Here is a 23,637-nt window from a genome sequence, read left to right on the forward strand (position 1 = left end):
CTTAGCGGCTTGAGACCGAAACGAACTCCGACACAGTGTCGTTCACTCGCCTACCCTTATCGCGCCCAATATGTCTTGACGGCTCTCGAGAAAGCCTGCGAACACGTCGACGATGAACTCAGCGTCGGCACGCGTCATCGGTGACGGAATCGATGCGGCAGCACCATACGGCACGATGATGCCGTTCTCCGCGAAGAAGCGTGTGAGCTCCTTCATTAGAGTTGCGTCGTCAGGTCTTAGATAGATGTCGCGATAGTCAGTCGGGTTTTCTGCCCGCGCGTGAATGCGGAAGAGTGAGGCGGCACCGGTGACACAGAGCGGCGCTCCCAGCTTCGAGATGGCCCGGCCGATCCCGCCCCGGACAATGTCTCCAAGGATCTCCAGATGTGCAAAAGCCGCATGATCGAGATGACGCATCGCAGCCAGCCCCGCTGTCATGGATAGGGGATTGGCAGAGAACGTACCGCCCTGCGGCAGAAGTGGCCGTCCCCCTGAGGCATCGAATACCTCCATCACGTCCTCGCGACCGCCGATTGCTCCAATCGGCAAACCTCCGCCGATGATCTTGCCCATCGTGATGACGTCTGGAACAAGGCCGTAACGTGCAGAAGCGCCCTGAAACCCCTGCCTGAGATTGAGGACCTCATCGGCGATCACTAGGATCCCGTTCTTGCGGGCAGATTCCTGCACCACCGCCAAGAATTCAGGCTTCGGCGCAACGAGCCCGCCGCGGCTCGGCATCGGATCCAGAACGACGGCGGCAAGATCGTGCGCATTCGATGATATCAAGCGGCGTGCGCCTTCAGCGTCATTGAAGCGGAGCACAACCACCTCGTCGAGCACGCTTGCAGGCATCCCGCGATAGAAGGCCGTAGAATTGGGCCGGATGGCGTCACCCCAATTTTCCGGTGTCGCCGCTTGGCTGACCTCCACCCAATCATAGGCACCATGATAGGCGCCCTCGAGCTTAGCAATTTTCGAACGTCCAGTGAAGGCACGTGCAGCTTTGATCGCAAAGAGCACGGCCTCGGTCCCGGTATTCACGAAGCGAACTCGGTCAATCCGCGGAATGCGCTCGCAAAGTAGTTCAGCGAGTTCAATCTCGCTCTCCGTCGGATTTGCAAAGCAACTGCCGCGCTGAATTTGATGGGTTAGTGCTTCCACAACGGGGCCGAAGGCATGTCCATGGATCAATGTCGTGAAGTTGCAATTGAGGTCGAGAAACCGGCGGCCGTCGACATCGAAAAGATAGCTGCCTAACCCGCGCTCGATGTAGAGTGGAGTTGGATCTCGCCCAATCGTTACTCGCGAGGTGCCATCCGGGAACACTTCTTGAGCTCGTGCGAAGCTTTCGTTGGACCGCCTGCCAGCGCGAGAGAATCCAGCCGTATTTGAACCTGCGTCGTTTTCTCGATTCACAACATCCTCATCGCCTTCGTTTTCTGACTAGGCCGCAAACAGCCGCTTCAATGCCACAACTTGCCGGTCCTGCTGCTGCGCTTTTGAGTACCGTCGAAAGCCAGTTGCGCATCGCAGCGACACACTTGAACTAGATTAGCTGCCCTCGTGCCGAACCGCTGCCGACTCAGGCGACTTTCCTGGTTTGGTTTTTGCTAGTATTCGGGATCACACGGTAACGAGCTTGCTTGCAGGCGCGTGGCGCATGCGCCGCAACGACCGCCTGAGGATCGGAGATGTCATTATTGACGGCCGCGTTTGGCGGCCTCTGCTGATACCTCAGATCAGCAGCATCAAAAGGGACGGCGAGTTGCTAATAGACGGTAGCACTCATATTGGATTGCGATACTACCTACTCTGATGAGAGGTGCGCCTTTGAGAACCGTCTCGCGTGCATCAATTTGAGGATGCGCCATACAAGGGTCCGCCGACTGGTTTTATGCGGCCGGGTGGATAGTTCGGACACGCGACAGTCTCTTTTCTCGTCGCGACGTTTTACCCCCAGCTCTCATCACGCCAATGGCTGCTTAGGCCTCCACACTGATCCGGAGCTAAATATAACGATTGCGGGCCTGAGCTGCGCTACTGCGCAGGACAAACACACTTCTCGCTGACGCCTGGGTGATCGCAAATCGGCCTTGTCGGAAGAGACTTGTGCCAGGCCTTTCCGGAACACATACTATCAGGCATCATAAGCGCACCGCGTTTGATGCCGTCAGGCGATCACAGCAATAGCAAGAGAGCATAGTTGCGCCTTAGCATGTGCGGAACAATGAAAAGTCTATCAAGACTTGCTAGCCGAACGGGCTTGGATTGCCAAGAGGAGCAGCAACCTGGGGCATAGTGTTGATTTATCAGACTGACTATAGCCTGTTTGTTCTCGCGAGCTCGACTTCGGAAAGCATCACCGCACCGATAATACCCTCTCTAGCCAAGTGCGCGATCTCTGAGTCGGAAAGCCCAAGAAGTCCTGATAGAATCTCTCTATTATGTTGTCCAAGTGTCGGTGCCGCTGAGCGGATCGCATTGGGCCTCTCACCTTCCCGAATCGGCATGGAGGGCTGTGGATGCCCGCCAATGAAAGCGCGATCGACTTCTTGCAGATAGCCGCGCGCCCTGAGATGCCGATCCCTTAGCAGATCGATTGGCAGGCGGGCCACGCCGGCCGCTATCCCTGCGGACTGCAACTCGGACATCGCCTGGTCCGCGTCACGCGTGATCGTCCAAGCTTCGATGGCTTGCTCAATCAAATCCTCGCTATCACGGCGAGCTTCTGCAAATTCCAGCGAAACGTCCGTGGCCCAGTCTGGCCGCCCGATGAGTCTGGCGAGACTCTGCCACATGTGTTGGTCGGTCGCGGCTACCATGACCCAATTGTCCTCACCGGCACATCGGAAGCAGCCATGTGGCACGAACTGCGGATGTCGATTGCCGTATTTTACTGGCGACGCACCGTCGATCGAATGGAGGGTCATCCATGGAGCTGCAAAGGGGATCATGCATTCGATCTGCGCAAGATCAATGAACTGCCCCCGCCCGGTGGTACGAGCGTGGATCGCCGCAACCAGAACTGCAGCGCAGCCGTTCAAGCCACCGACGGCATCTCCAAACGCGATGTGACTCATCACGGGTGGCGCGCCGGCTTTGCCGATCAGACCCGGCAACCCGGAGCCCTGCTCGAGCGTTGAACCATAAGCCCGGCAAGCGCGCCTGCTGCTGTTCGTGCCAAAGGCTGACATCGACATCATGACAAGGCGAGGATTGAGTTTTCCGAGGACGTCATAGCCAAGCCCGAGCTTGGGCAGCACATCGACCGAATAGTTGTCGACGACAATATCAGCTCCCGCAGCAAGCCGCTTTGCAAGAGTGAGGCCCTGCTGTCGCGTCAGATCAAGGGTGACACCGCGCTTGTTCCGGTTTGCCATGCAGAAGCGCGCCCTCTTTTCATACAGCCGGTCCTCGATATAGGCAGGTCGTCGGTCAACACCACGCCACCAATCCGGATACTGGATGGCCTCTATCTTGATGACGTCCGCACCAAGGTCAGCCAGTGTACGCGTACACAAGGGTCCCGCCCAGCCCATCGAGAAGTCGAGAACCCGAATTCCCTGCAATGGTGGCCGTCCTGCATCGATGCGGTCGGGCGATGATGACATAGTGCCGGTTAAACGCCTTCCCATATGCGCTAAACTTTGCTGCTCGGCTGGCGCCGGAACCTTGCCGCCCCGGCGCGGTGGTGTCAGTGTCAGCCTCTGCATCGAGCCAGCCGTCTGGCCCTCTTCTTCGCCCATCAGGACAGGCACGATTGCGCCTCGCTCGCTCTTCTCCGCGTCCTGCAGCAGATCGGACATTTCGGGCACTGGTACGATCGGGATCTTGCGTTTCAGTCCTTCCACAAACCACTCGTTTGTGGTCTGCGTTTTCAGCCTCGGAATGAACTGCCGTTCGATCCGTTGCACGTGTTGCAGACGATCGGCCCCCATGACGAAAGACGGATCGTCGCGCAGTTCAGACAGCCCAAGCATATCGCAGAACGCGCGCCATTGCGCTGGAGTGATTGTTGTAATGCCGAGCCAGCCATCTCTTGTTTGGTAAATGCCAATCGGAAAGTTCGGCCAGAAGCGGTTTATGCCAATTCGGCGCATTACATCCCCGTGCTCATACGCCTCGAACATTTGATACTCGCTGAGGGCGAGGCTCGATTCAAAAACGCTGAGCGACCACGACCCACCGCGCCTTATTCCCGGAACCGACGAAGAAGCCGCCGCGATAAAGCCCCACAGGCCAGCCAGGATACCAGTTTGGAAATCCGGTGCGTGCGATGGCGGGCCCTCGGCCGGTCCAGCCAGCTTGATGAGGCCGGCGAGCGCGCGAACAGTCGAATCGGTTGCGGCGAATCCTGAATAAGGCCCTTCGCGACCAAACCAGCTTGCTTCGAGGTAAATCAACGCGGGGCATTTCTGCCGGATCGCGGCGATATTAATGGAAGGGCACTCTGCGGGATCAATATCGCGGCCATCGATCAGAATGTTGCAGTCTTCTATCACAGCCGTCAGCTGCGCAACCGCATCCGGGTTTGTGGCATCGATGATAAGGCTCGACTTGCCGAAGTTCAGGAATGCAAACCACGCGCTGTGGCCAGAAGGCGTGAGCGGCGCGCTACCGCGGAGTGGATCTCCACCTGGCGGCTCGACCTTCTGAACATCGGCACCGAAGTCAGCAAACAACCGAGCGCAATAGCTGGTCGCCGCCGAGCTACCGATCTCGACGACGCGAAGATGCGAAAACACCTCCATTGGGGTCTCCATTTTTCCCGCTATCTGACACTCCGCAAATGTTACTTGCTCGCATCAGCCTGCCTGCTGACGAGCCGAGCGTGGCGCGGTTTACCAGGCTATAGCGGAGGTGCCCGGCCTGCGAGCCAAGGCATACAAGCAAATCTTAGCATCTTCCCGGAAACGGTGGACTGGTCGATACTGAACAGCGCGTAAGAAGTATGAAAGCCGCCAGGAGAAGATCCCCATTCGTTAGGCCTATCCGCTCCAATCGATCCATGTTCTTCACGCTCCCGCGGGACTGGATGCCGTTTGCGCTGCGATAAAATTGAGCGTGACCACATTTCTATTATCGCCGGTCAAATGCGATTTGCATCGGCTTACGCGGCGAACTCGCCGCCTGTGATGTCGATGGTTGCGCCGGTGATAAACCCTGCCATCGGCGAGGCTAGAAAGCTTATGACGTGCGCCACCTCTTCAGCAGTTCCAAAACGGCCGACCGGAATCCTGCTGAGAGCCGCGAGGTTGACCGCGGCTTCGGGTGGTCCAGTCAGATCGCTGAGAATCCGTCCAGGAGCGATGCAGTTGACTGTGATACCGTATGGCGCGAGATCCCGAGCGGCAGCGCGGGTTAATCCGACCAGTCCCGCCTTCGAGGCCGCATAATGTGGCCCTGCGATCAAGGGCACGGCACGCCCCGCGAGTGACCCGACATTAATGATGCGCCCATTCCCTTTCGCGATCATTGCTGGCGCCAAGAGCCTTATGAGAATGAAGGCACCGCTGAGATTGACATCAATGACCCGCGCCCATTCATCGAGCGATGTCTGCGAAAGCCAAGGTGCGTTTTGGTCCACGCGCTTAGGGGAGATGCCAGCATTGTTCACCAAGATCTCGATCTCACCCCAGCGTTCCCGGACGTGTTCAACAAATCCCTGCACATCATTGTGTCGAGTTACGTCAATCCTCTCAGCATAGACCTGTTCTTCAGGGCAGCCGAGAAGAGTGAGCGCGCGGTCCACATGATCTGCTTTCGTCGCCACAAAGGCGACGCGATAGCCGTCGACCAAGAACCGGCGGACGATCTCCAGACCAATTCCGCGCGCTCCTCCAGTCACAAGCGCAACGCGCTGATCGCTTTGGCTCCCGAGTTTGGCTGGGTTCAGCATAATCAGACGGTCGCAAACGGCGTAGGTAGCGAGTGCAGTCCGGACAAAGAAATCGGCCTAAGCTGACCAAAAGCGCCTTCGGCAACGGATATTGGCTCGCGACGGGACAAGCTTCCATCATCCTTTTCGACACAAGGTATTAGCAACCGTACCGGGCTGCTCGATGAATTCGTCGGCTGACACATCACGTCACCTGATGGTACGGCTTTCCCGTCGTTTCGGCCACTGCTTCAAGGATGCATTCGCACAATCCCTCAATATCGTTGCTTTCATGATCGGCCGTGATACACACTCGGATCCCTGCCTTTCCTTGCGAGACCGTCGGAAAGAACGTCACCGAGGTGTAGAAGCCGGCATCGAGGATTGCTTTTGCAATGGCAATGGCCTTGGTTTCCGCTCCTATTGCAATCATTCTAATTGGAAATGGATTGCCTTGCTGAGCGGTTGCAACATGATGATCGAAGACCTTGATACGTTGCGCTAACCGGCTCTGCCGATCGCCGAGTTCGGTCGAGCGGTGAATCTTGCACGATCCAAGCGCCGCCCCAACTGCCGCCAGATTGGGTGGTACCGAAAACGCGTAGGGAATGCAGTACCTTCGAAAGAGAGCTTCTTGATCGGCCGCTCCGAGCATCACCATGCCGCCTGATGCGCCAAATCCCTTGGCCAGGGATGCTACGATGATCGTGCGATCGCCCAGAACTTCCGGAAACTGAGAGCGAGCAAATCCTTCACCCTGGCGTCCGAAGATTGATATGCCGTGAGCATCGTCGATATAGAGAAAAAGCCCGTACCGTTCCTGGAGTTGACGCAGCTCCTTGAGCGGGGCATTTCCTCCCATGGAATAAACACCATCGCATACATAGGCGATCGTTGGATGGTTGCGGCACAAGCGTTCGAGAGCGTCGAGGTCGTTGTGCGCAATTGTTTCCACGCTCGTTTCATCGGCCAGAACCGGCTTGTGATAGGCCAGCGATAAGTGCGCAAGGCGGTCGAACACGACAAGCGGCTTCCTCCCCCCCGTCAGTTCGCCCGATGCAAGGAGGGGCATTGCACCTAGATTGGCGAGCATGACAGTGGAAAACGCAATCACGCGCGCGCAGAACATCTGCGACAGAATCGTTTCAAGTTCTGCCAGGAGATCGAAATTGAGTCGCGTTCGCGCGCATGACCAGTGCAATGACCGATGCGCCTCGATCGCGTCGATCGCACCAGCGACAATCACGGGGTGATTGTCCAAGCCAAGATAGGAACATCGCACGAAATCAATTTTTTCCGGCCGACCTTCAAGCGGCCCCGAGCCCAAAGCAAAGGCACGTCCAGTCGTCGAACGTCCATGGACGGCCATGAGACCAGCCTCATGCGCTGCATCGAAATAGGGACGGCTCTTATTGATCATATAAGTGGTGTTCCGAAACTGTCCGGCCGGCCGACCATCTTCAGAGAGCGGGCTCCGCTGTGGCATCTGATACCCCGTTACATGCAGATCCGACGAGTAGGCTGAGTAGCACTGCAGGTACTTCGACGGCCGCTCGCATTGGACTTTTTTGCGCAGCTCAGCCGCCTCCCTACTTCAAAAGCGACTTAACCATTGGCGAGTTCGCTTGGGCAGCTACCAAGTACGATAGGCTAGGGCCGACACCCAATAAAATCATTGCCGATTGAATCGCTTACTGATTTCCTTTGCTGTGCCATTCGGGGGCAACAGCGATGCGAGCATCTTATTCTGACTAAACGACGATCATTGGCGGCAGATCGCGCCTTATTTGCCGACAGAGTGCGCGGCGAGGAGCGGGTACTCGACCGCCGAGTGATCAGCGGGGAGGCATAGCAAGGATGGCCTCCTATCTGTAGAGAATTGCCGGTTTTCGAAGCCCAATCCTTTGGACAGGAGGTTTCCGATGGCTGAGATTAGCCCACTTCGCCGCGCTTGATTGATGACATTACGGTCCGCCATCTGTCACCGGCGACGCAGCAATCCCATCAATGCCGTGGCGAAGTTGAGCCGAACTCGGGTGGATGCGCACGCTGGCCATTGAGGTCTCCGCTGCGAAGCAGAACGGCGCGGCTCGTCGGCGCCGTCGTAACAGACCTGCTGCTCGGCCGTCTAGATCGGGACGAAGCGCACGGTCCTTTCGGATTACCGGCTCGTGGATGGCCTCTGTTTCCGCTCCATCCGTTTTTGAACAGATTGACGAAGTGTTCGACATTAGACGGCGGAATGAGCCTTACTTCATGACCGAGAGCTGCGACAGCGCGTAATCGCGGCGCCGCCGCATGCTTCCATCCTACCACATCGTAGCCGCTTCTCGAATAAAGCAGGATTTTGCTACCTCAAGGCTGCCGACGAAACTCACCAAGCTGAAGCGAGTTCGCTTCTGTCGTGACGATGGATAAAAAGGTGTCCTGCAATACTGCTCTGCGAAAGATCGTACAATCGAGCAGCCTCTCAAGCACGACCTCGTTGTTCCTGAGCAGGCCCACGGCCGGAATCTCGAGAGCTTCATGCCCTTCTGAACTCCAGCGGCGTCATATAGTTGAAGGAAACGCGAGACCTGCAGCGGATCCACTACGCTCGTCATTGCCACTACATGTCAGGCATCCGTTCTCATCAACCCGCTCCGAGGCGAAAGGGTTGCCACTCTCGACCGCGCGCACCCAGAAGCTTCCTGATGCGATCATACGATTTCTGGGCGAGACGAACTTGAAGGCACTGATCTACCGCTCGCATGCGACGTCAAAAAGGGAGCGGTCGCTTGCTTGCGTTTGGCGTCCGCCTTACGACTACCTGGAAAGCGGGCCTAACCAGCAGAAATACAGGCTGGAATGCTCTTGTACGAAGTCCTCATCGAAGTCGAGAAGCGGCTTTCTCGGCCATCCGGCGCGGCTCCAGGAAGTGCAGCTTGGAAGTGCGCAGTTCGACTGCGAAGGCGCGGATCTCACAGATCCGGTCGCGGTAGCCATTGCGCTGCGCCACGCGCTCGGGTATAGCCCGACAAGCTGGCTGGGAAGCGCATTGCATCGCCAGAAATGTTACTGAATGCTGAGTTGTTGCCCCACGTAAATTGCTTCCCAGCGCAGGGGGCAGCGGTGAGGCGATTGAGTATGGCGACGCGCAAGGAAAATTGAAGTCCGCTTTGGCGGGGCGTTACGGCGTCTCACCCCCGTAGACGCACAGACGATCTGGTTAAGTGCAGGCCACGACATCGCCGCCGCCACCAGATGAACCTGGAACGCGTGAACGTCCTCCAAGCCCAATTAGTCGGGCGATCGGCCAGAATATCGGCTGAACTTTGGAAATCGGTTGAGATTCGATCGTTGGGTCGTCGGCGCGCTAGCGGCTTCGTTCAATCCGACTGCAACCCTTGGCCCCTTTAAAGCACGAGAGCCGGCAATCTCAAGGCCCGTCTTGCTCGCAAAACTGATTCTTGATCAACCGCAACCAGTTAGCGATTTTGGGGTGCAGGTGTCGTCTAGATCGAAGAGGTCATTGAGCAGCTCATCGCGCATCCGTCCGGAAACTCTCGATGAAGCCGTTCTGCATCGGCTTCCTGGCACGATGAAGGTAAACGACATCCCCCGCCTCGGCATTGCGAGATTCGCCTGCGATACGCCTGGCATGAGCTGACTGAGGAGGTGCAACGATGGTAAATGCCATGCTGTTGCTGGGCAGTCCTATCGTCGTGTTGAGGTGATCCCCGGGCAGCGCCGACGGCGGCGATGGACGGGCGAGGAGAAGGGCCGAGTCGCGGCGGAGGGGGTGAACATCTCCGAGGTGGCGCGGCGCAATGGCTTCGCCCGCGGGCTAATCACGGTGTGCGACACCAGGTTACGGCGGCGGTAGCTGGCAAGGCGCCGAGCTTCATGCCAATCCAAATTTGTGCCGAGAGCAGTCGTGGGATAGCTGGCGAGTCCGAGCCTGTTTCGTCGACACAGACGAAGCCATTGGAGATCGCTGCACCGGCCACGAAGCTCTCCGGGGTAATCGAGATCGAGATGGGTGGGGCACGTATCCAGATCGAGCTGGGAGCTAAGGTGGCGACGCTTTGAACGGTGCTTTGGCGCTCTGAGGCATCCGGAGATTGCACTGCGGTCTGACCTCAAGGTGGTGCTGGCGGCACAGCCGATCGATTTTCGCAAGTCGATGCATACGCGCTCGGTGAAGGTGAGCGAAGTGCCGAGTGCGAACCCATATTGCGGCAACGTCTTCGTGTTCCGCAGCAAGCCCATGGACAGAGCGAAGTTTCAGCCCGGGACGGCAGCGGCATCGTGCTGGTTACGAAATGGCTGCACGAGGGGCACTTCGCTTGGCCGCCGATCCGCGGACGGCGTGGTGTATCTCAGTGCGACACAGCTCGCGATGCTGCTTGACGGACTTGAGTGACGCGTTTTCTCGCGAGCCCGTGAAGCAGCCGCTTGACGCCGAGAGCGAAAAGCTACCATGCAAACGATCAAGGAGATGATCTTCGGGGAGCGCTCAGAATGGCTTGCGGTGATTGTCATGGCCCAGTTGGCGGCTCGAGCTGGGCCATCTCGACACCGACGCCACCGCGCAGGCCAACACGATACGTCCGCGCCGAGCCCGTCCGACAAGCCGCGCAAAGAAGGTCCGCCGCAATATCGGCACACTCCCAAAGCACCTGCCGCGCTGCGAGCAGGTGCTGGAGCGGGATGCGACGGCCTGCCCGTGCTGCCAGGGTCAGCTCCACAAGATCGGTGAGGACGTCAGCGAGGTGCTGGACATTATGCCGGCGATCTTACGAATGCTACGCACGATTCGTCCCAAGTATGGCTGCCGCAGCTGCCAGCAGAAAGCGTTGCCGCGCCTGATCGAGAGCGGCATGGCATCGACAGCATTCGGGAGCCACGTGGTGATTTCGAAGTTCGCCTGGTATCTGCCGCTTTGATGCTGGCCGAGTGGGCGAAGCGTGCGGCCTAGTGGCTTAAGATCCTCTATGAGCTCTAGCTGCGCACGATCCAGGCCTCGCCGCGCGTGTTCTGCGGCGAGACATCAATGCCGGTGCTCGATCCCGGATCAAATCGCCCCCGCAGCTGCCAATTCTGGTCTCATGACATGGATTACCGGCCATGGGGCGGCGCCCGCCGCCGGCGGTTGCTGACGGCCGCGGCACCGAGGAGATCGCCGGACAACTGAAGGGTTTTCCGGCATTCTGCAGGTGAATGGTTCTGCTGCCTACAAGGCGCGCGCTTGCCCGCGGTCATGACGGCGCGATCCGCTTGTTTTTTGTCTCGCACATGCCCGCCTCAAAATTCGTCGAGCTCTACAAGGCGACCCACTCGCCATTCGCGTGTGACGTATCGAACGCTTGCAGGCGGTCTACGCTATCGAGACGGAGATCCGCGACACTAGTGCCGAGCAGTGGCTTGCCGTCCGGCGCACCAGGAGCGCACCGCTGAAGGCGCAACTCATTGTTCAGCGGCAGCGAAGGCGGTGCCGGGAGCTGGGCGATCCTGGCGTCCATCGTGAACACGACATTTCCACGACGTCGATCCGCAGGCCTATCCGACTGACGTGATGGAACGCACCGTGTCCGGCCGAACCAAGAGCCATCAGCTCCACGAGCTGCTGGCTGGAACTGGAAGGCTGTCCTAAGCACATCGCACAGGCTGCAGTATGAGCCTACGTCTCCCTAAAGCTTCATCGTCGAGGGCGGCAGCCACGATGCCGCTTGCTGAGCTCGAGCAATGGCTTCGGGCTTGCATTGATCAGCAGCCCGCCACCAGTCTCCCCGTGCTCGACAGCTACGTTGCGGTGATCGTGGCGAGACCGGGTGTCGATAAGCCCACTCTGGATCTGCCCGCTGCTCGCGGATGCCGGTGCTTTCGGAGCTTGCCGCGATCTCCGCCCTCGCGCTGCGCTATAACGAGATCAGCAAAATCCTTACGACCGCGCCCGACCGGTTTGCGCCGATGCATCGGCGGAAAGCCAATGGTGGCGTCGAACCGCGACCCTGGTGTCAGGGATTCTACGCCGCGATGCGGCTCAGGCCGTTGGCCTTCATACCGGGCCTCCCCGTCAACGCCGATCGCGACGATTGCAGCGACTGATGCCATGCGGCCCACTCTGGCACAGCTTCAAAGGCGGCGCCGTGACGGTCACCGCGCTGACTTCTCTGCATCACGAACTTCTCTTTGTCTAGCAAGCTCTTCTTCCGAGAGCATTTTCGTGCCGATGATGCCTTGCCTCATCAAATGCGTGATTTCGGCGTCGGAGAGCCCGAGACAACCCGACAGGATCTCTCTGTTGTGTTGCCCCAGAGTGGGCGCCGCTGTGTGGATCGCATGGGGCCGCGCACCTTCTCGAATCGGCATTGAGGGTTGCGGATGCAAGCCGATGAAAGTGCGTTCGACTTCCTGCACAAATGCGCGTGATCGCAGATGCGAATCCTTCAGTAGGTCAATTGGCGAGCGGGCCACGCCGGCCGCAATCCCCTCGGCTTGTAACTCGGCCATGGCCTGATCCGCATCGCGGTTGATCGTCCAAGCTTCGATACCTCGCTCTATCTCTTCCTCAATGCCGCGGCGAGCTCCCGCAGATTTAAGTGATACGTCCGCGGCCCAGTTAGGCCGGCCAATAAGAATGGCAAGCCTCTGCCACATGTCCGTATCGGTCGCGGCTACAACAATCCATTCGTCCTCAGCCGCACACCGGAAGCAGCCATGCGGCACGAATTGCGGATGGCGATTCCCATACCTTGGCGGTGGCATACTGTCGATCGAGCGAATGGTGATCCATGGAGCCGCGAACGGCATCATGCATTCGATCTGTGCAAGGTCAATGAACTGTCCCTGCCCCGTATTGCGAGCGTGAATCAGTGCAACCAGAACTGCAGCGCAGCCGTTCAAGCCGCCGACCGCATCACCGAACGCGATGTGGCTCATCACCGGCGGCCCATCAGTACTTCCGATCACGCTCGGCAACCCCGAGCCCTGCTCGAGAGTCGAGCCGTAGGCCCGGCAATCGCGATGAATGCTGTCCGCACCAAAGGCTGACATCGATAACATGACGAGCCGGGGGTTGAGCGTTCGGAGCACATCGTAGCCGAGCCCGAGCTTCGGCAGCACATCGACCGAATAGTTGTTGACGACAATATCGGCTCCCGTTATCAGCCGTTTGGCAAGAGCAACACCCTGCGGCCGCGCCAGGTCCAGGGTGAGACCGCGCTTGTTGCGGTTCATGATGCAGAAGCGCACTGTCTTTTCGTACATCTGGTCTTCGACGTAAGCACGGCGCCGGTCAACGCCGCGCCACCAGTCCGGATACTGGATGGCCTCGATCTTGATGACGTCCGCACCGAGATCAGCCAGTGTGCGGGTACACAACGGGCCGGCCCAGCCCATCGAGAAGTCGACGACTTGAACTCCCTGCAATGGGCGCCGACCGGCCTCAAGGCAGCCCGACGATGCCGAAGCACTGCGAGTCAGAGGTCTTCGCTTACCCGCGAGAGCCTGCTGTTCGCCGGGAGTCGGAACCTTGCCGCCCCGGAGCGGCGGCGTCAATGTTAGCCGCTGCATCGAGCCAGCCGTCAGTGCTTCTTCTTCGCCAAGCAGGACCGGAACGATTGCGCCGCGAACCTTTTTCTCTGCGTCTTGGAGCAGATCTGATATTTCGGGCACCGGCACGATCGGAATCTTGCGCTTCAGGCCCTCCGCAAACCATTCCCGCGCGGTACGCGTCTTCAGCCTCGGCATGAACTTTCGTTCGATCTGCTCGATATGTTGCATACGATCGGCGCTAAGGACTAGAGTTGGATCATCACGTAACTCGGTTAGGCCGAGCATATCACAGAACGACCGCCATTGTGCCGGCGTAATTGTAGTAACGCCAAGCCAACCTTCCTTGGTTTCGTAAATGCCGGCCGGAAAGGTCAACCAGAAGCGGTTGATGCCGATACGACGCACCGCGTTGCCGCGCGCAAACGCCTCAAACATCGATTCCTCGCTAAGAGCGAGGCTCGATTCGAAAATGCTGAGCGACCACGACCGCCCCGGCGCACCTTCCATTCGCGCGACGGTCGAAGAAGCCGCGGCGATGAATCCCCACAGGCCAGCAAGGATACCAGTTTGGAAGTCTGGCGCGTGCAACGGTGGGCCCTCGACCGGCCCAACCAGCTTGACAAGGCCGGCGAGCGCGCGGACGGTTGAATCCGTTGCCGCGAATCCCGCATAGGGCCCCTTTGGGCTGAACCAGCTTGCTTCGAGGAAGATCAACCCAGGACGTCGCTGTCGGATCGCGGTGAGATCAACGGACGGGCATTCCGCAGAATCAACATCGCGGCCATCGAGCAGAATGTCGCAATCCTCAATCAGTGCCGTCAACCGCGTGATCGCGTCCGGGTCGGCAGCGTCCATGAGGATGCTTGACTTGTTGAAGTTCAGGAACGCGAACCACGCGCTCTGCCCCCCAGAGGTTAGTGGCGCGCTTCGACGAAGTGGATCGCCTGCTGGCGGCTCGACCTTCTGAACATCGGCACCGAAATCGGCAAACAACCGCGCGCAGAAGCTAGTTGCGGCCGAACTGCCGATCTCAACGACCCGCAGATGCGATAATACTCCCATCAGTGGCTCCATTTCTTAGGCACACTCCGAAACATGCTGGGCCACCCGATGTAATGGGCCGCTATGGTGGTGGCGCTGTCTACCAAACATTGATACACGAGTGCTTTGCAGCTTTCGGGAGACAATATAGGGAGCGAGCGCAGAGTGCTTTGACTCAACACCTCGTCTCCGATCGCTCTCAAACAAGGAGACAGTCGATACGGCGACGCCGCTGCCATAGACCTACGGAACCTCCCTGCACGCCGCGGTAAACGATGGAGACGAAAACTCCGCCGCGATTGTTGAGCGCGCACATAGGCCGTGGCCCTTGAACAATACTGAAGAGCAGCACCGCTAGTCTCCTGCGGATAACGAAGCATTCGGAAGACGTGAGCCACGCTTTCAGCCTTGTCACGAATCCCGGCGAAGTGGTTGGGCCCCCATGCTGATCGACGCGTGCTCCCCTGCGATGACGCAGCCTCCCAGACCTCAGCATTCAGAACGTGTCCGGGCGAGCCAGCACTGTGCGCGAGCCGATGTTGCATTTTTTCTCCATTCCGACACACACGCGTCCGACCGCCCGGATGAGTCGATACGACAGCGCATCTTGGGAGGCTGCCAAACTGGACGGGGGTTGCTCAATCGTCAGCCGCCATGTTCACCCGAACTAGACCATGACTACGTCGGACGGGCAGCTATGAAATCAGGTAGTGGTGGCATCAACGCGGACTTATGTGCCCCACTGCATGCGGGACTAATTCCATGCCCGATCACTTGGGCTAACGCCGTGCCTCGCAGAGAAGTGGGGCAAACGCTTGCGCCGAAAGGACAGCCTGGTGCTGTTGATAGCGCAGTGCGCCGTAAGATGCCATCACCGCGACGAAGGAGCGCGACGACTACGCCTCTAACCTCCCCAAATATCTCCATCTGGGCAAACCAGTCTTCATTCACTTCATAAAATGCAACCGACGCTTTTTGCGTGGCCTAGCCGTGGATGACTTCGGAACGCCAACGATGGCGCCGGTGGCGGGCACGGAGCAACGCAGGATTAGTCGTTGCCGAGAACGACTGCCTATTGACCCGCCCCTTCGACAGGCAGTCGCCCTTGAGCGGACACCGGGCACAATCCTTCGCCGAATAAAAGAAACGGCCGTGTTTGATGGGCCGCGCCGGGTGCAAGATACGCGCTCGGGGCCCCTCAAATTCGTGCTTGGTCTCGTACCGAAAGCTTCTGAGCGGTACGCGGGCTCTTGATCGGCTCAGCCTTGGCCGAGATCAGAGCATCGATGCCTCGCCACTCAAGAGCGTCATAGACCTTGGCATAGGCATAGCCAGCATCCGCCGTGACGTCTTGATATCGATTCCAGTCACGGCTTCGATTTCGCCCACTTGAGGCTCGGTTATCTCGCCCTCCTTCGTTTGTCTAGTCGTGACCGCCACGTCCAGGATGGACCCCGACCCTGTCATCGGCTATAGTGTGCCGCTTGTAGGCAGGCTCCAGTCGTCGGGTCCGGGCATTCGTAGCCATCGTTGCATCGGGATTGGTCGTGCAGACGTTCTTATACTTGCCGCTTTGCCGGCCTTTTTCTCGACCTCAGTCTCCTCCTCCGGCTGATTCTCGTCCTCGATTCTCCACGCGCCGCTCGGCTAGGCTCTCCCAACTCACATTGACGCGGATCATCCTCGACTGTGCTTGAAGGTCCGGCGGAACCGCTCTTCGCCCCGGCGCTGACGAATGCCCGTCAGGCTCAAATGGTGCGGCAATTGCTCTTGCAGCCCGTAAAAGCAAACCACGAATAGCGATTTTGACCTGGGCTTCGCGGATCAGTCTGCGATCGTGGACAAATCCGGCGATTAGATCGGCGACCATCAGCCGCACCGCAGCTTTGGCATCGGTCCCGAGTGGGCCGTCGTTGGCGCAATAGCGATCGGCGACCTCCTCTCTGAGTCGCCGGAGGCACACCGGTGAGCTTTGATCGAGGTCGAGACGAGCGACAGCGCGACGGCATCTTTGCCGGGCTTGGCTATCGCTTCAAAAATTACGCACACAAGGCGTCCTCGCTAGTCTTGAACAAGCCAGAGCACTCTACGAAGGCAGAGTCCCGCTTTGATCCATGAGCGATTGCAAGACTCGAGAACAGTGACGACGAAACATGCATCAACATGCTGCAGTCATTCCTGTGCAAAAAGCGGGTTTGTGCATTAGCCAGTTATCGGGAACGTGTGCGGATTATCGTGGCTTGGCTGCACTACGGATCACTCGCGAAGCCTGGATGCATTTATGCAACTGGTCAATTCGCTGTTACGAGCTCTTGCACGGACGCAGTGGATCACATTCTTCCTTTCAAATTTCAGCGGCTTGCGACTCTGATGGTACGATCGAGGAAGGTGCGTATCGGCGGCAAATAAAGAGTCTCCAGGCACGCTTTTCGACAACTTGGTTGCGAACGCGAGGCAGCGGTCACGCTCGACTTCTTGCCGGATGCTACGGCGGGTTCGGTGAGCCCTAGGTCAGCCACCATATTCGTGAGCCCCTTTTTCTTGGTAGTTGCAGGGGGCCGTTATTAGTGGTCTTTTCGCGTTGCGGATTTTTCCCATTGACGCTCGCACATAAGTTCGTTCGAACCAAACAGAGATGTTGGTCATGACTATGCTAAACGTGGCGCTCATATTTGGCGGCCGATCTGCCGATCGCGATATATCAATGAGGTCTGCTCGCTATATCTATGAAGCCTTAGACCGGCAACGCTATAACCCGATACTGGTAGGTGTCGCGCATGATGGCAAGTGGTGGCTACAGGAGAATGCGAGGGAGTTTCCCTTACACGTGGATTCGTCAGGTGCGCAGATAACGTTCCTTGCCGGAGGGGGAGGCAAGGCGCTTGTATATACCGATAACGGGTGTGCTAGAACATGTCAGGTTGATGTAGTATTCCCATTGTTCCAGGAAGGCATTTTAGAAGGCCTCCTGGAAAGAGCTCAGGTACCCTTTGTAGGATCCCGGTTTCCTGCGCCGGCGATCTGTATGGATAAGCATATTACCAAACGGATATTGCGCGACGCTGGCTTCTCTGTCGCGCGGTTTCTCGCTTCGTCGGATCGAGAAGAGGTAGACTTTCAGTTCGCCCAAAAAACCCTCGGCAGCCGTTCGCTATTTGTAAAGCCGGCGAGCTTTCATTCTTCTATCGGCGTCAGTAAGGTTAGTTGTGAAGCAGAATTTGAGGCTGCCATCGATCTCGCGTTTTCCTACGGAAGGAAGGTTATAATCGAGGAGTACGTGCAAGCGCGAGAGCTTGCGTGTGCCGTTTTAGAGGATGCCATCAAGCCGAGTAAATTACTTTGTTCATGGCCAAACGAAATCATTCCTACAGGTCAGGACGCCTTCTTCACGCACCGGACGAAAATTGATGGAAAGGGACTAATAGTGAAGATAAAAGCAGAGCTGGACGAAACAGTAGCTGATCTACTGCGAGGTTTAGCTTGCGAGGCGTTCAGGGCGATCGGCTGTGAGGCATTTGGACGGGTAGATTTTTTCATGCGACCCAACGGGGACGTTCTCATTAACGAGGTGGGCACTTTCCCCAGCCTTAAGCCGTTCAGTATGTTTCCGAAAATGATGAGAGAATTGGGCTTCCCATATAAGGTCTTGATACAGAGGCTGATTGAAAATGCCATTGGGCGCGCTGAGCGAGTTAGTACAGAACTATGACCTGAGCTTGGGCCGGAGGGACCTGCCGTCGCCGTCAACTAGCAGGTCGTCAGGAATGCGCGAACTGACTCGACCGCGAGCTGACGGGCACTCGCCGATCGCGAGCGGGGCTCCGGCCGAGACGTTTAGAAGTCATTCATTGGCGGGTTGGACCGAAGGCAGCCCACCCATCTCCATCGTGACTTCGCTCAAGTAGGGTGAGGCAGCAGCCCGATCGCTACGAGACGTGTATTGCGTGCGCGGGACATAGAGATGACGCGGCCGTTGTTCTTAAGAAAGCTCGGGTTGCCCGCGAGCTCGGGCGCTCCAGAACGCGCAGTCGCTTGGCCGTTCTGAACGTAAGTGCGTATGTCCGCCTCAGACGATGAGGTGGCTTGCCCTACACTGCGTCGTCCGAGGGTTGCTCGGACGGACCGAGCCTCAGCAGAGGACAATCCGTGGCAGATTATAGGGAAGCATTTGTCGGATGCGGCCAAGCCAAAAAAGCCCTCGAGATTGCGGAGACAGGCCGGGAGGGAGAAGTTCGCTTCTTTGGGGAGGTCAACGCATCGAGAACCAAGATGCGTCACATCATACCGTGGATCGCCAACCGGTTCGGGCGTGTGCATTTCTGTTACGAGGCCGGCCTGACCGGTTATGGCCCCTATCGCCTGATGCGGTCTCTGGACCATGAATCCACGGTGCTGGCCCCATCGCTGATCCCAAGAAGCCGGGCGAGCGGGTGAAGAGAGATCGTCGGGACCCCTTTCTCTTGCGCGGCTGCTCCGCGCTGGCGAACTGACGCCTGCGTTGGAGCCTGATGAAGGTTCACGAGGCGATGCGCGACCTTGTCGCCGCGATCGGCAGCGGTTGAAACGCTGCGAATCTACCGAGGGCAGGTTAGCGCTCCTCATGCTCAAACATGGCCGCACCTATCCCCGCAAGAAGGGCTAGACGATGCGGTATTTGCGTTGGCTGCAGGAACAGCAGTTCGATCACCCGGCACATCAAATCGCACTACAAGAGATGGTTGAAGCAATTCGCGTCGGCAGGAAGCGGGCCGACCGGCTCGAGCGCGCGGATCGAAGAATTTGTCGCGGGCTGGCCTCTGGAGCCGCTCGTGCGGGCGCTTCAAACGTCGATCTGATCGTCGCGGTCACGTTCGTGACCGAGGTTGGTGACGTGAGCCGTTTTGCGAGGCCACGGCAACTTATCGGTTTTCTCGACCTCGTGAAAAGCAAACGATCTTGCGAGAATCCGTTAGGCAGGCGGTATCACCAAGGCCGGAAACGGCCGTGTTCGCCACATATTGGTCGAGAGCGCCTGGACATATCGACACCCGCCGAAAATCGAAGACAAAGCTATACTGGCTCGATTAGGCATCGCCAACTGTGGGAGAGATCGCGCGTAGAAAGCTCAGAGCCGCCTGACGGCCCCCCTATTGGAAGCTGGGCGCGGCAAACGAACGACGGTGGTCTGCACTTCCATCACCCGTGAGCTGGTTGGGTGCATGTGGGCAGTCGGCGGGCAAGTGCAGCCAGCACTGGCTGTGCCTTGCGCCAGGCAACAAGATCTCCGGTGACAAGGTATCCTCGCGCACGCAGCGATCGTCCAGTCGAGCCGCGGTACTGCTGCGGCCCGCAGCCCCGACGGTTCGAGCGGAGCGACACGGTGCTTTTGCGCATTCTATCGACGGATGGCTTTGCGTGCTGGCAAAGGCCTTGACGGCGACCGGCCGGAAAATTGCGGTTCTGTTCTACAACACGCCCAGGCCGCGGAATGACTTACAGGGACCCGGGTGCCGACACTACGAGGAACAACATCGCCGCCGTGTCGTCGCCAACTGAGACGACGCGCCAAGTCACTCGGCTTCGTTCTGCAAGTAGATCCGGGCGGCCAATTGGCGGTTCGTAGGAATTCGATCGCGATCTTTCCTGAATACGAACATGAGATTCCGTTTCATCGAAGATCGCCGCGCGCATTATCCGGTGATGCTCCTGTGCGAGGTGGTCGGCGTCTCGCCGGCCGGCTATTATGCCTGCGCTCGCGCCCGGAGAGCCGACGATCTGCTGCCAACCGAGACCTCGTCAACGAAATCAAACGAGTCCATCGCGACACCCGCGGCCGTTATAGCAGCCCGCGCATCCATGTCGAGTTGAAGGCTCTGGGTCGGGGGCGAGCCGTGGTCGCATCCGAGCGATTGATTCGGCATGATGATGTCAGGGCCATCATGGCCCGGCCACGTCGGGTGCGGACCACCGACAGCCGCCACGACCGGACGATCGCGCCCAATCTGCTCGACCGCAACTTCATCGCCACTGCTCCGAACCAGATTTAGGCTGGCCGGCATCACCTGCATCGAGACCGGTCGGGCTGACTCTAGAGATAGCGGCTCGCCTTTGGCTCCCGACCTGACCGACCAACACTCCGTTGAATCGTAAGTCGTGATTCCGCTCTCACAACGGAGAGACGATATGCAACGTTCTGCGCTACCGGCAGCGCTTCATTCTCTGGTCCTGGACTCGGCCAGAACGAAGTTCGAACTGGATCAAGTCCAAGGGGGTAAGCACGGCATCATGCTACCGGGTGGTACTAATTCGGACACGTGCGCGCGCAGATTCGAACACTTTCGTCGGACTCACGACTACTGCCGATGCGGCGGTACTTTCAGCCGAGATGAATCGCGTCCTGCATTTCATATCCCGCCATGCCGCAGGCGATCCGAGGCCGAAGCCTAGAAGAGCAAAGGAGAATATCGGCCTACAGTGAGGACTTCTAAATCGAGCCAACTTGCCACTGAGTTTCATCCCGCAGGGTTTGAGGCGCGCAGCTTTGTACGGCAAGTCGTACGGGTGTAGGAACGGACGATCGGCCGAGCTGGTCGGGGTGCGCAGCGTATCGTTCGTTGCGTTGAGGTGGGTGGCATAGGGAGTGGGGGATCAGATATCTTAGTGACGGGTGGGGTCACCGGAGATTGTAGTCGGCGATCCAGGCAGCGATCTTGGCGCGGGCGTCATCGAGATCGAAGAACAGGGTTTCGTTGAGCAGCTCATCGCACGTCCGGCCATTAAAGCTCTCAATGAAGCCGTTCTGCTTGGGCTTTCGCGGTGCGATGAAGTGCCAATCGATGACTGTATCCTTGCTGCAGACGAGCATGGATTGCAAGTGAACCGTCGTGCTCGGATACGATCATTGCCGCTTGGCACGCCGCTCGACGGTTTCGCGAGTTCGCGAGCAACGCGCCCGGAAATCGACGTCTCCGCGATCGCCGCTAGGCCCTCCTTGGACACGCCGTCGACGATGTTGGGGATCCGGAAGCGCCGGCTGCTGGCAATAACCATGAACGAAGTCCAGCGACCAGCGCGCGTTGGGGCTTGGCTCTCGACCAGGATCAGAGCACGGGTCCCCACAGCCTTGCGGCGGGCGCGCGGCGGTTGCGGGCGGCGAGCCCTTCCTCGCGATAAAGCCGGTAGATCCGGCTGATTCCTGATGGCTAGCCCTCCCGCTACAGCAGGACGAAGCGCCGGCGGTGACAGAAAACGCCGCCGTTCATTGGCGAGATCCTGCAACCGGCCGCCGAGCGCTGCCCGGAGGGGGGCTGGGTAGATAGCAGATCATCTTCCGAATCGCGTTCACCCATGCCACCAAATTTGGCCTTCGAATTGTGATTGTCGCTTCGGAGGATCGCACGCTTGCGAGCCAATTCAGCCGTCTTCGCCACAGTCTAATGCTCCTTCAATATCGCGATAATCTGCTCTTCCGTGTTGCTCGCTTCATGTGTCCTACTTCTTCGGCCCGGACTCTAAGATATATGAGCGCCGTTCACCTTGCTCATCGACATGCACCTAACCTTTCCTCAGCATTGCCGCATCTCAAAAGCTACGGCCGTGTCAGAACTGCCTAGCCCGCTTTTCGTTGGCCTCTGCTTCCTTATTGGAAGATGCAGCCGCCATCCAGATGCCCGGCTGTCTAACTTATCGAAGTGATCCGGCGTCGATCCGCCGAGCTTCCCGATCTCTTTAGCACCTGACGGAAGCTACCGCTCAACGCGCGGACTTCGCAGCTGGCACGGTGTTTGCTAGAGATCTCCCGCGACACGAGTGAGCATGAAAGGCCACAAAACGTCGCCGCGCCGGCGCCCCAGCGCTTCGCACCTTCTTAGGAGGAGCGAAATCCTTAGGCGGACCGAAATCGCGTCTGCGATCTCCAAGAAAGCTCAAAGCAAAGATCAGAGCCAGCCTCATGAACGTCTTCAAAGTCAAACCTGCCGGATCATCGACCTTATCAATTCAATATGATGCGCACCGCGCAAGGAACACCGGCGAGCTTCAGTTGAATAAATAGCACGGCTCAGCCATGCCGAACTTGCCTGAAAGCGCCTTACTGGCCGATCGCGGTGAATTTTGATGCTCAAACTCGCGTTTTCGAGTGGTTTCGCAGCTAAACTCGTTTGTTTGACGAAGACACTGCAGGGCTTGGAAAATGCAATCATGAGTGAGACGGCTTTGATCGATAAAGTCACACCAGGTACGGGCGTCGTCAAAGGCGCAGCGCGCATCAGCGCCGAAATCAGAAATATCAAGCTCTCAAGCGATTTGCCGGATCAGTCCGCCGCTTCAATCAAAAGCTTGCTGCTCAAGCACAAGGTGATGCTCTTCCGCGACCAGAGTCGTCTCGATAAATCTGAGCAGGAGCGATTTGCTGTCCGCTTCACGAAGCTGGCGCCGCATCCGATGTTCGGCGTTACCAAGGGAACAGCATCGATCCTCGGGCTTGACTCCGCCCGCGGCGGTTGCCGGGTCCAAGTGTGGCACGCCGATGGAGCCGTCGATGTCCGTCCCAAGATATTGATGGTGCGAGCCGTCGTGACACCACGATTTGGCGGCGATACGGCCTGGTCGAGCCCCGTGGCCGTATCTCGACCTGCCGCCACCGCTCCCAAGGGTTTGCAGACGAGGTCTGGGTCGTTCACAGCAACATCTTCGAATCCTCCGGATTGGCCGGTGTTCGCGACGTCGATAAGAAGCATTTAATGATCTTAGAGACCAGGCATCCCGCGGTGAGCGTCCACCCGAAGACCGGCGAGCGGACGCTACTACTCGGCGCTTTGGTGCAGCGTATCGGTGGCATCTCCAAATTTGTCGACCGGATACTGTTTGATATATTCCTGTCTCATGTCACCCGGCCCGAAACCGCCGTGCACTGGGACTGGAAGGAGGTCGATATCGCTATGGGACAACTGCGCCACGCACCATTATTTGGTCAATGATTATGACCACCAGCATCGCGTCGTCTGTTGCGGCCACCAATGACATAGACGCGCCCGTCGGCGTCCATGGCCGGAGCATTGTAAGATGCCTCAAAGCCACCAAGCCGCGCACATGGAGGTGGCCTAGAGCGTTCAAATTCAGGGAAACTCCGCTGATGCAAGTTCTGCTCTATCGCGTGTTCGCTGCTTTCAGAGGCTGGAGCTCAAACGGCCGCTCGC

Annotated in this window: 12 protein-coding genes and 5 pseudogenes; 8 read left to right on the forward strand and 9 right to left on the reverse strand. The window is 58.3% G+C overall.

The features are described from left to right. Positions 1-42 precede the first annotated feature (42 nt). From NLM27_RS25865 to NLM27_RS25890, 6 genes and pseudogenes are all read right to left on the reverse strand, one after another. A complete protein-coding gene (locus tag NLM27_RS25865) occupies positions 43-1,419 on the reverse strand; it encodes an aspartate aminotransferase family protein (RefSeq protein WP_254146009.1) in 1,377 nt (458 codons plus the stop codon). Positions 1,420-2,321: 902 nt separating this feature from the next. Continuing rightward, positions 2,322-4,754 carry a CoA transferase gene (locus NLM27_RS25870; RefSeq protein ID WP_254146010.1) on the reverse strand — a complete coding sequence of 811 codons (2,433 nt, stop codon included), beginning with the start codon at positions 4,752-4,754 and terminating at the stop codon, positions 2,322-2,324. A gap of 359 nt (positions 4,755-5,113) precedes the next feature. Next, positions 5,114-5,902: an SDR family NAD(P)-dependent oxidoreductase gene (locus NLM27_RS25875; RefSeq protein ID WP_254146011.1), complete on the reverse strand. Its 789-nt coding sequence runs from the start codon at positions 5,900-5,902 to the stop codon at positions 5,114-5,116. 184 nt (positions 5,903-6,086) lie between these two features. After that, positions 6,087-7,367 (reverse strand): aminotransferase class I/II-fold pyridoxal phosphate-dependent enzyme, encoded by a 1,281-nt coding sequence (locus tag NLM27_RS25880; RefSeq protein ID WP_256570025.1) that lies wholly within the window; start codon positions 7,365-7,367, stop codon positions 6,087-6,089. A gap of 1,398 nt (positions 7,368-8,765) precedes the next feature. Beyond that, positions 8,766-8,885: pseudogene (locus tag NLM27_RS25885) on the reverse strand (IS256 family transposase); the annotation flags it as partial. Between the two features lie 188 nt (positions 8,886-9,073). Then, positions 9,074-9,253: pseudogene (locus NLM27_RS25890) on the reverse strand (integrase); the annotation flags it as partial. A gap of 757 nt (positions 9,254-10,010) precedes the next feature. Between NLM27_RS25890 and tnpB the strand changes: the two are divergent. The 3 genes from tnpB (at position 10,011) to NLM27_RS25900 (ending at position 11,971) form a co-directional block, all read left to right on the forward strand. Continuing rightward, positions 10,011-10,286: an IS66 family insertion sequence element accessory protein TnpB gene (gene tnpB, locus NLM27_RS44065; RefSeq protein ID WP_375142325.1), complete on the forward strand. Its 276-nt coding sequence runs from the start codon at positions 10,011-10,013 to the stop codon at positions 10,284-10,286. 112 nt (positions 10,287-10,398) lie between these two features. Beyond that, positions 10,399-10,809: an IS66 family transposase zinc-finger binding domain-containing protein gene (locus NLM27_RS25895; RefSeq protein WP_254146013.1), complete on the forward strand. Its 411-nt coding sequence runs from the start codon at positions 10,399-10,401 to the stop codon at positions 10,807-10,809. A gap of 925 nt (positions 10,810-11,734) precedes the next feature. Beyond that, positions 11,735-11,971, forward strand: coding sequence for a hypothetical protein (locus tag NLM27_RS25900; RefSeq protein WP_254146014.1), 237 nt, complete (start codon positions 11,735-11,737; stop codon positions 11,969-11,971). Between the two features lie 48 nt (positions 11,972-12,019). On the opposite strand, the gene NLM27_RS25905 is transcribed toward NLM27_RS25900, so the two are convergent. Together NLM27_RS25905 and NLM27_RS25910 are read right to left on the reverse strand one after the other, a co-directional pair. Beyond that, positions 12,020-14,482: a CoA transferase gene (locus NLM27_RS25905; protein ID WP_254146015.1), complete on the reverse strand. Its 2,463-nt coding sequence runs from the start codon at positions 14,480-14,482 to the stop codon at positions 12,020-12,022. A 1,929-nt stretch (positions 14,483-16,411) separates the two neighbouring features. Beyond that, a pseudogene (locus NLM27_RS25910) lies at positions 16,412-16,522 on the reverse strand (IS5/IS1182 family transposase); the annotation flags it as partial. Between the two features lie 583 nt (positions 16,523-17,105). On the opposite strand from NLM27_RS25910, the gene NLM27_RS25915 reads away from it, so the two are divergent. The 3 genes and pseudogenes from NLM27_RS25915 (at position 17,106) to NLM27_RS25925 (ending at position 20,308) form a co-directional block, all read left to right on the forward strand. After that, positions 17,106-18,170 carry a D-alanine--D-alanine ligase family protein gene (locus NLM27_RS25915; RefSeq protein ID WP_254146016.1) on the forward strand — a complete coding sequence of 355 codons (1,065 nt, stop codon included), beginning with the start codon at positions 17,106-17,108 and terminating at the stop codon, positions 18,168-18,170. Positions 18,171-18,607: 437 nt separating this feature from the next. After that, positions 18,608-19,731: pseudogene (locus NLM27_RS25920) on the forward strand (IS110 family transposase). 364 nt (positions 19,732-20,095) lie between these two features. After that, the gene (locus tag NLM27_RS25925; RefSeq protein ID WP_254146017.1) at positions 20,096-20,308 is read left to right on the forward strand and encodes a hypothetical protein; all 213 of its coding nucleotides are present in this window, start codon (positions 20,096-20,098) and stop codon (positions 20,306-20,308) included. An 808-nt stretch (positions 20,309-21,116) separates the two neighbouring features. Here NLM27_RS25925 and NLM27_RS25930 read toward each other — a convergent pair. Continuing rightward, a pseudogene (locus tag NLM27_RS25930) lies at positions 21,117-21,745 on the reverse strand (integrase core domain-containing protein); the annotation flags it as partial. Positions 21,746-22,555: 810 nt separating this feature from the next. Here NLM27_RS25930 and NLM27_RS43820 point away from each other — a divergent pair. Both NLM27_RS43820 and NLM27_RS43825 read left to right on the forward strand, forming a co-directional pair. Beyond that, positions 22,556-23,182, forward strand: coding sequence for a TauD/TfdA family dioxygenase (locus tag NLM27_RS43820; protein WP_309144760.1), 627 nt, complete (start codon positions 22,556-22,558; stop codon positions 23,180-23,182). Next, positions 23,182-23,418, forward strand: a complete 237-nt coding sequence (locus NLM27_RS43825; protein WP_309144761.1) for a TauD/TfdA family dioxygenase — start codon at positions 23,182-23,184, stop codon at positions 23,416-23,418. The genes NLM27_RS43820 and NLM27_RS43825 overlap by 1 nt, the downstream gene beginning before the upstream one ends. Positions 23,419-23,637: the final 219 nt, after the last annotated feature.

The organism is Bradyrhizobium sp. CCGB12 (assembly GCF_024199845.1).
Lineage (GTDB): Bacteria > Pseudomonadota > Alphaproteobacteria > Rhizobiales > Xanthobacteraceae > Bradyrhizobium.

Coding starts and splice junctions, on each gene's coding strand:
- NLM27_RS25870 (WP_254146010.1), bottom strand. CDS start 4,754: ATGGAGGTGTTTTCGCATCTTCGCGTCGTCGAGATCGGTAGCTCGGCG.
- NLM27_RS25875 (WP_254146011.1), bottom strand. CDS start 5,902: ATGCTGAACCCAGCCAAACTCGGGAGCCAAAGCGATCAGCGCGTTGCG.
- NLM27_RS25880 (WP_256570025.1), bottom strand. CDS start 7,367: ATGCCACAGCGGAGCCCGCTCTCTGAAGATGGTCGGCCGGCCGGACAG.
- NLM27_RS25900 (WP_254146014.1), top strand. CDS start 11,735: ATGCCGGTGCTTTCGGAGCTTGCCGCGATCTCCGCCCTCGCGCTGCGC.
- NLM27_RS25905 (WP_254146015.1), bottom strand. CDS start 14,482: ATGGGAGTATTATCGCATCTGCGGGTCGTTGAGATCGGCAGTTCGGCC.
- NLM27_RS25915 (WP_254146016.1), top strand. CDS start 17,106: ATGACTATGCTAAACGTGGCGCTCATATTTGGCGGCCGATCTGCCGAT.
- NLM27_RS25925 (WP_254146017.1), top strand. CDS start 20,096: ATGAGATTCCGTTTCATCGAAGATCGCCGCGCGCATTATCCGGTGATG.
- NLM27_RS43820 (WP_309144760.1), top strand. CDS start 22,556: ATGCTCAAACTCGCGTTTTCGAGTGGTTTCGCAGCTAAACTCGTTTGT.
- NLM27_RS43825 (WP_309144761.1), top strand. CDS start 23,182: ATGATCTTAGAGACCAGGCATCCCGCGGTGAGCGTCCACCCGAAGACC.